The organism is Anoxybacillus sp. TBDG-1, from assembly GCF_054815885.1.
This window is the reverse complement of sequence record NZ_JBTZSY010000057.1, coordinates 1-12,492: the sequence shown is the minus strand read 5'-3', so window position 1 is coordinate 12,492 and position 12,492 is coordinate 1. Positions and strand designations below refer to the sequence as shown.

Annotated in this window: 15 protein-coding genes; 8 read left to right on the top strand and 7 right to left on the bottom strand. The window is 38.1% G+C overall.

Features of this window, described 5'->3' with window-relative positions; all coding sequences use genetic code 11:
- Positions 1–122: 122 nt before the first annotated feature.
- The 4 genes from ACYQY7_RS12685 to ACYQY7_RS12670 form a co-directional block, all read right to left on the bottom strand.
- Positions 123–1,031: an ABC transporter ATP-binding protein gene (locus tag ACYQY7_RS12685; RefSeq protein WP_461202574.1), complete on the bottom strand. Its 909-nt coding sequence runs from the start codon at positions 1,029–1,031 to the stop codon at positions 123–125.
- A complete protein-coding gene (locus tag ACYQY7_RS12680; protein WP_461202572.1) occupies positions 1,031–1,708 on the bottom strand; it encodes an ABC transporter permease in 678 nt (225 codons plus the stop codon). The genes ACYQY7_RS12685 and ACYQY7_RS12680 overlap by 1 nt, the downstream gene beginning before the upstream one ends.
- Positions 1,709–3,067: 1,359 nt before the next feature.
- A complete protein-coding gene (locus ACYQY7_RS12675; protein ID WP_461202570.1) occupies positions 3,068–3,730 on the bottom strand; it encodes an ATP-binding cassette domain-containing protein in 663 nt (220 codons plus the stop codon).
- A 187-nt stretch (positions 3,731–3,917) separates the two neighbouring features.
- Positions 3,918–4,121 (bottom strand): hypothetical protein, encoded by a 204-nt coding sequence (locus tag ACYQY7_RS12670; protein WP_021093996.1) that lies wholly within the window; start codon positions 4,119–4,121, stop codon positions 3,918–3,920.
- 199 nt (positions 4,122–4,320) lie between these two features.
- On the opposite strand from ACYQY7_RS12670, the gene ACYQY7_RS12665 reads away from it, so the two are divergent.
- On the top strand, positions 4,321–4,911 hold the full coding sequence (locus tag ACYQY7_RS12665; RefSeq protein ID WP_461202568.1) for a helix-turn-helix transcriptional regulator: 591 nt from the start codon (positions 4,321–4,323) through the stop codon (positions 4,909–4,911).
- Between the two features lie 25 nt (positions 4,912–4,936).
- Here the strand turns inward: ACYQY7_RS12665 and ACYQY7_RS12660 are convergent, their stop codons facing one another.
- Positions 4,937–6,529: a long-chain-fatty-acid--CoA ligase gene (locus tag ACYQY7_RS12660; RefSeq protein ID WP_461202566.1), complete on the bottom strand. Its 1,593-nt coding sequence runs from the start codon at positions 6,527–6,529 to the stop codon at positions 4,937–4,939.
- A 141-nt stretch (positions 6,530–6,670) separates the two neighbouring features.
- Between ACYQY7_RS12660 and ACYQY7_RS12655 the strand changes: the two genes are divergently transcribed.
- The 7 genes from ACYQY7_RS12655 to ACYQY7_RS12625 all read left to right on the top strand — a co-directional run bounded on the left by ACYQY7_RS12655 (position 6,671) and on the right by ACYQY7_RS12625 (position 8,784).
- Positions 6,671–6,895, top strand: coding sequence for a spore germination protein (locus tag ACYQY7_RS12655; protein ID WP_009361956.1), 225 nt, complete (start codon positions 6,671–6,673; stop codon positions 6,893–6,895).
- 3 nt (positions 6,896–6,898) lie between these two features.
- A complete protein-coding gene (locus ACYQY7_RS12650) occupies positions 6,899–7,120 on the top strand; it encodes a spore germination protein (protein ID WP_461202564.1) in 222 nt (73 codons plus the stop codon).
- Between the two features lie 12 nt (positions 7,121–7,132).
- Positions 7,133–7,345 (top strand): spore germination protein GerPB, encoded by a 213-nt coding sequence (locus ACYQY7_RS12645; RefSeq protein ID WP_006319008.1) that lies wholly within the window; start codon positions 7,133–7,135, stop codon positions 7,343–7,345.
- A 72-nt stretch (positions 7,346–7,417) separates the two neighbouring features.
- Positions 7,418–8,002 (top strand): spore germination protein GerPC, encoded by a 585-nt coding sequence (gerPC, locus tag ACYQY7_RS12640; protein ID WP_461202562.1) that lies wholly within the window; start codon positions 7,418–7,420, stop codon positions 8,000–8,002.
- Positions 7,999–8,196: a spore gernimation protein GerPD gene (locus ACYQY7_RS12635; protein ID WP_461202560.1), complete on the top strand. Its 198-nt coding sequence runs from the start codon at positions 7,999–8,001 to the stop codon at positions 8,194–8,196. Before gerPC ends, ACYQY7_RS12635 begins: the two co-directional genes overlap by 4 nt.
- Complete coding sequence (locus ACYQY7_RS12630) at positions 8,193–8,588, top strand: spore germination protein GerPE (RefSeq protein WP_461202558.1); 396 nt, start codon at positions 8,193–8,195, stop codon at positions 8,586–8,588. The genes ACYQY7_RS12635 and ACYQY7_RS12630 overlap by 4 nt, the downstream gene beginning before the upstream one ends.
- Positions 8,563–8,784, top strand: a complete 222-nt coding sequence (locus ACYQY7_RS12625) for a spore germination protein (protein WP_032100839.1) — start codon at positions 8,563–8,565, stop codon at positions 8,782–8,784. Before ACYQY7_RS12630 ends, ACYQY7_RS12625 begins: the two co-directional genes overlap by 26 nt.
- Here ACYQY7_RS12625 and ACYQY7_RS12620 read toward each other — a convergent pair.
- Positions 8,781–9,059, bottom strand: coding sequence for an HNH endonuclease (locus tag ACYQY7_RS12620; protein WP_461202556.1), 279 nt, complete (start codon positions 9,057–9,059; stop codon positions 8,781–8,783). The two genes, ACYQY7_RS12625 and ACYQY7_RS12620, sit on opposite strands and share 4 nt — an antisense overlap.
- Positions 9,060–9,071: 12 nt before the next feature.
- Positions 9,072–12,431, bottom strand: a complete 3,360-nt coding sequence (locus ACYQY7_RS12615) for an AAA family ATPase (RefSeq protein ID WP_461202554.1) — start codon at positions 12,429–12,431, stop codon at positions 9,072–9,074.
- Positions 12,432–12,492: the final 61 nt, after the last annotated feature.

Below are 12,492 nucleotides of genomic sequence, written 5' to 3'. Positions count from 1 at the left end.
GTATATAGAGTTTTATGGATTTTCACAAAAATATTTTAACAGTTACTAACCCCCTTTTCCATTTCAGCGTAAAGAAAAAAGAGCCGCCTGTCAATCGACAACGGCTCATATTTTTCACTTGCTTATGATTCAAAAAATACATCTTCCATTGAACGTTTCTTTACATTTATTTCATATACATTTATTCCATTTTCACATAAAATGCGTACGCATGTCGGAATTACATCTTCATGATGCAAAGAACAGTAGATATAGTCTCCATCATTATATATGTCCACTATCTCATTATTTATTGCTTCCTTTAAACAGTGAATAGCATAATGATGATCTCCCTTTATTTTTATAAGTATTTCAGTATGGCGCATTCCTATCTTTTGTAATTCCTCAATCGTTCCAATTTTTGAAATTAGTCCATCTTCCATAATTGCTACTCGATCACAAATGTTCTCAACTTCATGTAAGTTATGTGATGTCATAAAAATGGTTAGACCTTGCTTTGATAAGCGCTTGATCATATTTTGAACCGCGAATGCTGACTCTGGATCGAGTCCGGAAGTCGGCTCATCCAAAAATATTACTTCCGGATTCCCAATTAACGCTTGAGCAATGCCGAGTTTTTTCTTCATTCCGAACGAATAATGTCCGACTTTTTTCTTCTCATGTCCATTTAACCCAACTTGTTCTAACAAATCATATATATTCTCTTTTTTCACTTTTGTCCGCTTCAATTGAGCAAAAAACTTCAAATGCTCTACCGCATTCATATGAAGATAATAATTGTTCACATCCGGCATGACTCCTATACATTTTTTAATCTCATCCATATTCTGATGACTGATTCCATTTATAAAAAATTTCCCTTCTGTAGGAAAGCATATCCCCGTCAACATGTTTACTGTTGTTGACTTACCAGCCCCATTTTTTCCTAAAAAACCAAAAATTTCTCCTTTCTGAACATGGAATGACACTCCTTTTACAACTAACACATGTTTATATCTTTTTTTTAATTCATGTACTTCAATACTATTCATTAAAAGTCTCTTCCTTTCATGTACAAACTAACAAGTGACACAATAAGAAAAGAAAACAGTAACGGAACAAAGTTATACAACCCATTCTTCATAATGTAATAATAAGGAAAAATATACTTCAATATGCTTATTCGAGCATCAAAAAGAGACCATATACCAATAATAGGAATAAACAAACCTATTAACATGCCAAAGAACATCGTATGATTAGGTCTGTGCACAAAGGACGAAAGTAATATAGCAATTGCAATAATAAAACTTAAAAATGATAAAAGCTTTATCAACTCCATTATATAAAATTGGTTTGCGTATAAACTAACAATCGAAATAGAGATGAGCAAACAAACTCCCCAAAAGAAAAAAATCCCTAAAAACTTTCCGAAAATGATAGCATCACGTGAACATTTCGTTACTAGCAAACGCATCGTTTGATGCTCTATCTCCTTATTTACACAATCATGTGATAACGCCATCACAAACAGTGTTCCCAAAAATAGCACAAGCGCTCGAATGCTTGAAACAAAGACAGGCACATCATCGTTATTCATCAATAATGTTTGATGATTTGAAAAAAATTTTCCCGATAAAAAACTAACTATCAAAAACAAAATAATAACAAATATAGATTTCCACGTTTTAAATAAAGATTTGAATTCTTGAATGCAAATGGCCCACATAAGTTTATCACTCTTTCTTTTTTAGCTTGCTTACTAACATGTAGAGCAGTTGTATAAACATTATTGTCGCAAAAATAAAATTATATGGTGGATGGTTTCGAAACAAAAGATATAAAACAATTAAGATAGATAACAAAACATAGTTCATAAAACTCCCTCTTCCCCATTTAGAGTATTTAGAATGAATTTAAAATGAAAGACCCTATAACCATACAAGAGCACACATATTTCAGAAAGGACATATACTTTCTTTTTCTTGCACCTATTAGGAATAAACAACCTGTGAACATAAAAAAGTAGCTCAATATTTTTATGAAAATTAACCACTTAAAACCTATAAAAAAAGCACACACAATGATAAAAAACAATGTGAATTTTAGATTGAAAAGCAGAGCTAGGTAATTGAAGCTCTTTTCTATGACATGCTCATTTATATGGTAAAACTGAACAAATAGATCAACTTTTCTTACCTTTCGTCTCAATTTTATCTCATAATAAGTAAATAAATGTACCAGAAATATAAAATAAAAAACAATAAATTCCAGCTTGTATATATTATTTTTATATAGGTACAAAGCATAAGAAAGTAAAAACAAATACATATAAACAAATTCGTAAAAAGTTTTTTTATCTCTAAGGAAAAGTATTAGAATTGTACGGGTGACGGGTGCGCTTACCCATTTTATAAAAATTATATATAGAAAGGTATAATCTAACATATTATTACTATACTTGATAGATAATAACTTATCGACAAAAAACAAATGTAATGCAAGAGAGAGAAAAGCACTAAAAGCAACAAAAGCATCAAAATAACTTGCTGAAATATAAAAAAAATTCATGTTCAACAGAAAATATACAATAGGAATAAACAATATATGATAGACTCGCAATGTTACCTTCAAAATAAACATATACTCCAACAACGGAATAAAAGACAAAAACGAAAATATTCTAAAAAAATATAATAAAACTAGTTTTAAAGGCACATCTAAAACTAAAAAAGCAACAATATTCAAAATGTAAAAACGTATCATATCTCTTGAAAAGATTCTGCAGATAATGTTTAAACACGAGACTATGTATGTTGACAAAGAAGTGGTATATATTAGATCTAAAAATCTTTTTGTCATATCCCCCTTTTCAGTCAATACACCTACTATATGTAATGAAAATAAAATGAATGGTGTTATTTTTAGTACTATATTTTGATCATACTTGTATAAAGTAAGTGCAAGGATAATATTCAAGAACAATGAAAAAAACCACGCATATAACTTATTGTTTTCGTTCTCTATAAATCTATTATATAAGCGATAGTATATCATATACGCCTTTATCATTCTCTCCACTTCCATACTAGTTTCCATTCATACTTAGTATCTTTCCTTCCTTGACAATATAAGAGCGATCTACCATATCAGTTACTTCGCCTTTCATATGTGTTGTAAATATTGTCATCCATCCACTTTTTTTACGTTCGAGTATTATTTTTCTTACTTCTTTTACAGAATTATAATCCAATCCCTCAAAAATCTCATCACACACTAACAAGCGTGGACAAGCTAATAAAGCTGCCAAAAATACAACTTTCTTTTTTGTACCAAAAGATAAATGAAATATTTGCTTATCTATGTGTGGCTCAAGATAAAGTCTTTCAATTAATTCCTTTTCCTTACAATAATCACTTTTTCTAAAAAAGTTTCTCACAAATAAAAAGTACTCTGTTGGAGTAAGTAAATCACAAAAGGAAAAGTTACTGCTAGGTACAAAACAAATGAGTTCTCTCAATACTTCCCTTTTTATTGTTCTAAAATTATGACCTACAATAAAAATATCCCCTTCTTCAAAAGTATCGTATCCAGCCAAACAGTTTAAAAAAGTTGTCTTACCAACTCCATTTTCTCCACCTAAATGGACAATTTGCCCGTTTTCTATACATAGTTGTGCTTTATCAAATATTTTTTTACCTTGAATAATTTTAGTGAAATTATTAACAATTAATCCAAAATCTTTATTCATTGAACTCACCATAATCTTATGATATAATTTGACCCAAGAGGAAAGGGAGTGGATTTGCTCCTTTTACTTTTCACTAGGTAACTTCCCTTACCTAGTGTTTTTTTGTGACAATAGCCAGCCTATAGGCAGTCATCTTCATATTTTATAGCGAGCAAAAGTTACTCATAGATGTTTTATTTAATGAATACTATAATCCTAACAACTTTGCGATGTATTCAATAACTGTTGATGGTAAGCTAGATAAGTATGAAATAACTGCTTCTACTCCTCTGATAATCGCATCTACAATTGCGCTACCTGCAATTGATATAATAGCCTTTTTAATCCACTCCGCTAGTTTATCCCAGTTTTTCACTAAGTATTGAGCAATCTTTTTGATTAGTGCTAACACGGTATTCACGTCCCTTTCTGTGTCAGTTTCTACAAAATAGGGAGCAAATCCAACTCCTGTCTCTCATTCTATCAAAAACAATAAAATAAAAAATCCGTATTTCACGCCAATTTTTGTCGCAAATACGTCTTTTTCCAAAAAAATATTGAACATCTTTATCAAAAAAAGTAAAATACAGTATCAGAAAGGAGGAAACGGAATGGACATTCGCGTATTAGTAACAAGCTACGACCCTATTTATCTGCTTGGTCTAAAATCACTATTAAAAAATGAACACAACATAAAAGTCCTCTGCTGCATAAGTAATCAACTAGATGAGTACATAAGTCATATCCCTTTACATGTCGCAATCATACACATTCCATTCCTTGATATAGAAACTATTGAATGGCTTAGAAGTGCAAAAGAAAGTGCCAATGCAGTTCAATTTATAATTATATGTACTTGTTATCACCATACTTTCGTTCCAATGGCGTATGAAGCTGGGATATCCGCTATCGTAACAAGTGAGATGTTTCAAACACAACTAACAACTATTTTGAAACAAGTAGCTAATGGACAAACTTTATTTTTGACCACTCCCCCTTCTTCTTTTTGTAAATTAAATGATATAGAAATCCGTATTTTACAAATGATTTCAAACGATTGTACAAATAAACAAATAAGCGAAAAACTTAACATAAGTAAACGTACAGTAGAGCGCCATCTTTCTTCTTGTTTTGAAAAGCTGGATGTCAATTCAAGAGCTGGTGCAATTGCTGCTGCGATGCGACTAAAACTCATAGAATAAGTGCTAGTTTAGCTAGCACTTATTTCTAATTCACATATCTTCCTGTCTTCCCTATTGATTGCCAATATTCGTTGCGTAAATGTACTTTTTGAATTTTTCCTGATGCGGTTTTTGGCAATTCTTGAACGAATGTCACACCGGTAATGGCTTTAAAATGGGCAAGTTTTTCACGTGAAAAGGCAATGAGCTCCTGTTCTGTCACTTCTTTTCCCGGACGGACGACGACGAATGCATGCGGGGTTTCGCCCCATTTTTCATGCGGAACAGCAATCACTGCCGCCTCTAACACAGCTGGATGCTCGTACAACACCCCTTCCACTTCAATCGATGAAATGTTTTCCCCTCCGCTAATAATAATATCTTTTTTCCGATCAACGATATCGATGTTTCCATATTCATCAATCGTCGCCATATCTCCTGTATGCAGCCAACCGTTGCGAATCGTCTCCATCGTTGCCTCTTGGTTTTTCCAGTAACCTGCCATCACACCGTTACTGCGCACAATCACTTCTCCGATCGTTTTTCCATCTTGTGGCACTTGTTCGCCATGCTCATTGACGACTTTCACTTCACAGCCAATCATCGCATAACCTGCTTTCGCTTTCATGCGATATTGTTCACTTAACGGTAAATGACTGAGATGCGAGCGAATTGTCGATACAGTGCTTAACGGTGATGATTCCGTCATCCCGTACACTTGAATAAACTCCCAACCTAATTCTTTTTCCACGCGCGTCACAAATGCTGGCGGCGGAGCAGAACCTGCAATGACGACACGCACATTATGCTCGATCGTTGGCACATGTTGCTCATAATATTGCAGCAACGTATTTAATACCGTTGGCGCCATATGCATAACTGTCACTTTATATTTATTGACGTATTCGAAAATGACTTCAGGAATGGCTTTACGCAAGCAAACGTGCGTTGCTCCGTTTGCTGTATAGTAAAACGGCGCCCCCCATCCGTTTACGTGGAACATCGGCAAAATGTGCAAATACACATCGCGGTCTGACACGCGCAAATGGTGCATCGTGCTTAATGCGTGCAAATAGTTGTTGCGATGTGTGAGCATCACCCCTTTTGGATTTCCTGTCGTTCCGCTCGTATATAACAAACTACATACATCGTTTTCATCGATATCTGGACGAGCAAACGGCTCTGTCGTATATTGAGCAAGCCATGTATCGTAAGCGATTTCATGAATGTCGTCCGTTTTCCCATGCACAATAATATGCTCAATCGTTTGTAGTTCGTCTTTAATTGGTGCAATTAAATGATACAACTCATAATCAACGAACAACACTTTACTTTCGCTATGGTTTAAAATAAATACGTAATCATCTGGTTTTAAGCGAATATTGAGCGGTACCATGATCGCTCCTGTTTGAAATACACCGTAAAACCCTTCTAGCATTTCTAACGTATTTGGCGCTAAATAAGCGACACGATCCCCTTTTTTCACCCCTAAATCGCGTAACCCGTGCGACAATTGATTGACGCGCTCATTAAGCTCACGATAGATGAGCGATTTTCCCTCACTAATGACGCCAACTTTATCACCATAAAGCGATACGGCGCGATCTAAAAAATGAGTTAATACTAATGGAACGTTCATCCCCAATCCCCCTTATTTATATGTCTAAAAATTATCATTTTTCAGAAATATTATAACACATCTTTCTTTTTATGGAGCACATTTCTTTCATTGTTTTCATATAATTGGGTAAGGGAAAGAATGAGAGAAAGGACGATGACCATGCCTTCCTATATTGCAGGTCCGATTAAAATTACGAACGTCAGTAGCGACGCGACTGTCAATTTCGGCGATACATTGCAAATCGCTCCAAAAAGTTCATCGAAGTCGCTTGCAGGTGCTGGCGGTGGAAATACAGGGGACTTTTTACAAACGAATACGTTTATTAGCTTTACAAATACGATCGATCCAGACATCGCCGATGGCAACGTAAAAAGCAAGGGATAGCCGATGCCAGCCATTGTTGGAGCGGTACAAATTAACAGCATCGGAAGTGGCGGTGTGTTTCATATCGGCGATGTATTTGCGATTTCCCCGTATAGCGTTGCGAAAACATTTGCTGGAGCTGGTTCGTTTAATACGGGAGATGGTCTGCGTATTTACAACCAATATAGCAACACAAATACAAACGACCGCGATATTGCCGATAGCAATATTGCTGGAAACGCCTAGCGAGGTGGGAACATGAACTTTTACATTCAACAAACGATTTCCATTCATCAATTAAAAATCGGCTCACTCACGAACTCATCCGTTCTTCAAATCGGAACGACTGGAAAAGTACAACCACTCGCCACGTTAAGCAATACCGGGCAATTTACACAACCTGCTCCGGAGGCAAAAATTAATATTCAAGGAGAAGAAGGACCGTTCGTTCCACTTCAATCCCCTGTATAAAACAGTGCTACTTCTTTCTACTCGACCATACATTAGAAAATAAAAGGGTCGGCAAAGAAGGAGGCATCATATATGTGGCACGATTACTTTAAACAACTCGAAACGTATTTAAAATGGCAACAACAAAAAATGCAATTGCTTGAACAAGCAGTAAACGATCTACAACAACAATATGAACAGCTAAAAAAAAAGCCGCACACAACGATTGAAAAAATTGAATATCATTTCGATCAATTAAAAGTGGAAACGTTAGAAGGAACGTTAAACATCGGTTTAAATCCCGCAACGTTCGGAGAAGACACGATTGAAAATTTCGCTGTCCCCCAAAGTCAAACAATCGTTCCACAACCGATCCCACTTTTTCGTAACATTCAAACGGCTGTTCACGAATATTTACAACAAGAAGGCGAACACATCATCGCCCGCATCGAACAAACGTATGGACGTTCGCTCGATTCAGCATATCGCCAATTTATATTACAAGATATTGCGCGGCAAATTGATGATCGCATTCATTTTTACTTGCGCCAATCCGGAGACAACGAACAAGAAAATGATGCACTACAACAAACGATCATTTCTTATTTAAAAAGGGATATCGAACATTCCATTGACACATTTTTAAAACATTTACCACGAGAGGAGACGAACGAATGAATATGACAGTTGTGAATCATCATTTATCCGTCGGTCATATCGCCATCGGAGGAGTAGCGAGCGCCTCGCTCGTATTAATTGGTGATAGCGAAACGATTCAATTAGCTTCTGCATTTGATACACCGCCGGAATCGTTAATTATCGGTCCGTTTTCACAAAAACAAAACAATAAAAAAAATGAGGAAAAGCGATGAGCCGCCTTTCCGTCGTCCACTTTCTGCGGGCAAATGCTGTCTCCTTTAGTTCCGTCGTACAAATTGGAGACAGCCAAGAAGTTCGTCTTTCTGCACGAGCGCTTGCTGTTCAGCGACAACTCGAATATGTGGATAGTCGGGAATTTCCGCTTACCTTTCCGGTCTTTACAAAACCGATTCCGTTTCCACCTTCTGACGATGAGAATGTTTGTCATTATACGCTGCACGATTGTCCACTCATCGCCGTTCATTCCGTCCGTGTAATCGGAATTTCTTCTACATCCGTCGTGCATATCGGTTCAACAAAAACAGTAGAGGCGAATTCGCGCGTGAAACATATTCGGCAACTAGAAAGGAGAGAACAACATGCCAGCCCTCGTCGGTCCGATTAAAATTAACCTTGTCGCTAGTGGTGCAGTTATGCAAGTTGGCGATACGTTGTATGTATCACCGAAAATATCGTCAAAAACATTTGCTGGTGCTGGTGCGTTTAATACCGGAAACTTTATTATCGCTAACAACGGCATTAGCTTAACGAACACGCTTGATTCTGACGTATTCGATCAAAACGTTGCCGGCAATGCTTAACGCTTTTGCCGCTTCGCTTTTTTTATTTTTGGTATTCGTTCAGCTGGCTGTTTGCGAATCCAGCGAACAAATGACGCAATTTGTTCATCATGTTGTAGCCGTTCAATCGTATAAAGCCGACTTGCTAACTCTTCATTCGTATATATAGCGTGAATTTGTTTATGGCACGGGATGCACAACTTTGCTGTTTCTGTGCCGCCGTACTCTTTTGGTGTTAAATGATGAACAGTTAATACGACATCTTCTCTTCCGCAAAGTTCACACATCCCTTTCATTTCCATTCTCCTTTACATCACTTCAAGTTGAACCGTCGTTCCTTTTCCGAACGGTTCTGCTGGCTTGACAATCAACCGTTTCGGCATGCGTGCATGCAATTCTTGAACGTGGCTAATGACCCCAATTGCCATATTGTCTGCACGCAATCGTTCTAATGCAGTCATAACGACATCTAACAACTCTTGATCGAGCGTGCCGAATCCTTCATCTAAGAAGAAAAATTGAAGCGGATATTCTCCGCGCAATTGAATTTGCGCTGATAGTGCCAACGCTAACGATAAAGATGTTAAAAACGTTTCTCCACCAGATAACGTCGTCACCGGGCGACGTACACCGCCGTTTGCGTCATCACGAATGACAAAGCCGCCTTCCGAATCTAATTCAATTGCATATCGTCGTCTCGTTAATTCTCCAAGTCTTTCGGAGGCATAGCGCGTCACGTGAACGAGCTGTTCCTCAGCAATAAATTCAACAAAGCTGTTGCCGCGCAATACTTTTTGCAACTCTTCATACTGATTGACCATCTTCTCTAATTGCGCTCGTTCGTGTTGCAATTGTTCAAAGCGCACATGTTTCGCTTCCAAGTCAGAGACGATCGCTTCAAGTGAGCCGAGTTGCCGCATATGCTCATCGACTCGTTGCTTCACTTCTTCGTACTCACGCATCGTTTCTTCCCATTGCTGTTTCGTTATCGCCACGCCGTTCATCGCTTCGTTTAAACGCTGCCATTCGTTTTCTAGCTTCATCAGCACTTGTTTATATTGCTGTATGTCGTGAGCCATTTGTTGTTTCGTTTGTTCATCTAAGCGGGACGCAAGCACATCATCCACCGTTTTCAAAGTACTTTTTTTGAATTGTTCTGCCAACATTCGTTCCGCTTCTTGTTTTCGCTTCTCTCCTTCTTGTAAAGCGACGTCTGCGGCTTGTTTTTCCGATTGTAACATTTGTAATTGTTGTTGCAATGATGTCCATCGTGCATATGCTTCTTCTTCTTCTCGCTTTACACGCTCAAGCGCTTGTTGGAGATGAATGAGCTGTTGTTGTACACTTTCTTCGTCTATTCCTTCAGGCAGCGTTCGTTTATATTGTTCGTATTGTTGTTGTTGCATATTCCATTCCGTCATACGCTCTGCTTTTTGTTTCATGACTGTTTGATACGTTTCTTTCCAACGCTCAAGTTCAGCCCGTTTATCGTCTAACACCGTGATGCTTTTTTCGATGCGCTGTTGCAACTGTTGCGTTTCTCGTTCCTTTTCACGAAGAGCGCTAACTAACACATCAATTTGTTCAAACGATACATCTGGATACGCCTCATACCACATCTTTTTTTCTTGTTCGATGCGCATGCGTCGCTCGGCACATTTTTTCTCTAATTGAGCGATTTGTTGACGAACGGTTTCCATTTGATATGCATACTGTTGCCCTTTTTGTTTTTGCCCGTTCCATTTTTCGATATAGCGATATATCCGATCGCGACATGCAATATAATCTTGTTGCAACGCCTTTAATTCGACTTCGATCTCTTTGAAAGTGGAAAGAGGCGTTTCTTCAACTTCACGTTTCGCTTTTTCAACGTCGACACGTTGTGGCAACGACTGACGCGCCATCAGTTCAGCTAGTTGTTCGACTTGCATTTTCACTTGTTGCATAGCCGCAATGAGTTGTTCCCCCATTTGAACGGAACGATCGATTTGTTCTAGCGCTTGTTCATTAATTGCCATCTGTTGTCTTTTTGCCCGATTTGGATGATGCGTCGAACCACAAACTGGACAAGGATCACCGTCATGCAAACGTTCCGCTAACGTTGCAGCTAAATCGTGCAGTCGTGCAGCTTCGATTTGCTTTTTTTCTTCCTTCCATTTGTAGACGAGCACCATCGCTTGTTTTTCTCGTTCGCATACGCGGTGATATAACGATTCGATATGATGAAACTCTGCTAATAAACGCCCTTCATATTGTTCTATTTTCTTTATTTCTTCATCATATGTTCGCTTCATCGTTTCATATGTTTTCTGTTTTTCTTCTTTTTCCTTTTCTATTTCTTCAAGCGCTTGTTGTTGCAATTGTATATGTTTCTTTTTTTCATGCGCTTGCTCCAATCGCTCTTTGACATGTGCGTCTACTTTTTTTTCTTCCCATTGTTTTTTTAGCTCCGCTTGTTTTGCGCTCCATGTCGTATATTCTTTTGTGCACGTTTCAACCATTTGGCGCGCTTGTTGTTCTTTTTGCTCCATTTCTAGCAAACTCGCACGTGTTTTCGCCTGTTCCTGTTCAAGCGCGCGCATAAACGCCAATGTTTGTAGCGCTTGTTTAAGCTGCTCTTGTTTTTTCAGCCATTTCGGCTCTTCTTCGTTTTTTTTCGCACGCAACTGTTCGTGTTGCTTGCTTGCTTGTTCATACATCGCGCTTGCTTGCTGCAATTGATCGGCTAGTTCGCTCGCTTTTTGTCGCCAATGTGCAGCCTCACGTATGCTTCGTTCGACTTGTTCAATATACGGCACGAGCCGCTCCGCTTCTTTGCTTCGCTCATACATTCGTTCAAGCTGCTGTATTTGTTTTTCTTGTTCGCGCCAGTTGTTAAGCTGTTGTTCCACTTGTTCTTTTTCACATTGCCATTGCCATAATTGCTTTTCTTTTTCATATCGTTCATGAACGTCGCGCAATGCGTTTTTCGCTTGTTCAAGAGCCCCCTTTTTTTCTGATAGCGCCTGTTTTTGTTTTTCGACTTGTTCTTTGGACGCATCGCCAAGCCCAGCTTGTTCCCCTTTAATCGCTTCGAGCTTCGCTGACGCTTCGGCTAATTTATTTTTTAACTTTTTATTTAATTCATCACCATATCGCTCAAGATGAAACAACCGTTGTAACATTTGACGGCGTTCCGCTCCCTTTAACGATAAAAATTCCGCAAATTTTCCTTGTGGCAAAACGACGGCCCTTGTAAAATCTTTCATTTCTAAACCGAGCAGCTGTTTCACTTGCTCATCAACAAGCCGTGTTTTATCGGCGATCACGATGCGCTCCGTTCCTTCTTCGATAAAGCGGCTGACGACAGAACGAATTCTCAACGCATCCGCACGCTTAAATGAGCGCTCAACCGTATACCGTTTGACTCCTTTCGCATTTTGCAATTCAAACGTAAACGAAACGAATAGCTCGTTTTCTGCGTGATTCATAATGCCGTTTGTTTGATTTGCGGCACGTTCGACATTTCCGTATAACGCGAGCGTCATCGCATCTAAAATTGACGACTTGCCGCTTCCGGTCGGACCGAAAATGCCAAATAGACCCCCTTCACATAGCTTCTCAAAATCAATCGTTTCCTCTTGGCGAAAACTATGCAACCCTGCAATCGTTAAACGAATCGGCTTCATTGTTCGCCCGTTACAGAAAACTTACAAAACTTTATAAATAATCTATTCATTATTTATAAAG

Excerpts from the sequence above, each read along its gene's own strand:
- ACYQY7_RS12675 (WP_461202570.1), bottom strand. The coding sequence starts at position 3,730 with ATGAATAAAGATTTTGGATTAATTGTTAATAATTTCACTAAAATTATT.
- ACYQY7_RS12680 (WP_461202572.1), bottom strand. The coding sequence starts at position 1,708 with ATGTGGGCCATTTGCATTCAAGAATTCAAATCTTTATTTAAAACGTGG.
- ACYQY7_RS12655 (WP_009361956.1), top strand. The coding sequence starts at position 6,671 with ATGCCTTCCTATATTGCAGGTCCGATTAAAATTACGAACGTCAGTAGC.
- ACYQY7_RS12660 (WP_461202566.1), bottom strand. The coding sequence starts at position 6,529 with ATGAACGTTCCATTAGTATTAACTCATTTTTTAGATCGCGCCGTATCG.
- gerPC (WP_461202562.1), top strand. The coding sequence starts at position 7,418 with ATGTGGCACGATTACTTTAAACAACTCGAAACGTATTTAAAATGGCAA.
- ACYQY7_RS12635 (WP_461202560.1), top strand. The coding sequence starts at position 7,999 with ATGAATATGACAGTTGTGAATCATCATTTATCCGTCGGTCATATCGCC.
- ACYQY7_RS12650 (WP_461202564.1), top strand. The coding sequence starts at position 6,899 with ATGCCAGCCATTGTTGGAGCGGTACAAATTAACAGCATCGGAAGTGGC.
- ACYQY7_RS12685 (WP_461202574.1), bottom strand. The coding sequence starts at position 1,031 with ATGAATAGTATTGAAGTACATGAATTAAAAAAAAGATATAAACATGTG.
- ACYQY7_RS12625 (WP_032100839.1), top strand. The coding sequence starts at position 8,563 with ATGCCAGCCCTCGTCGGTCCGATTAAAATTAACCTTGTCGCTAGTGGT.
- ACYQY7_RS12620 (WP_461202556.1), bottom strand. The coding sequence starts at position 9,059 with ATGAAAGGGATGTGTGAACTTTGCGGAAGAGAAGATGTCGTATTAACT.
- ACYQY7_RS12615 (WP_461202554.1), bottom strand. The coding sequence starts at position 12,431 with ATGAAGCCGATTCGTTTAACGATTGCAGGGTTGCATAGTTTTCGCCAA.
- ACYQY7_RS12645 (WP_006319008.1), top strand. The coding sequence starts at position 7,133 with ATGAACTTTTACATTCAACAAACGATTTCCATTCATCAATTAAAAATC.
- ACYQY7_RS12665 (WP_461202568.1), top strand. The coding sequence starts at position 4,321 with ATGGACATTCGCGTATTAGTAACAAGCTACGACCCTATTTATCTGCTT.
- ACYQY7_RS12630 (WP_461202558.1), top strand. The coding sequence starts at position 8,193 with ATGAGCCGCCTTTCCGTCGTCCACTTTCTGCGGGCAAATGCTGTCTCC.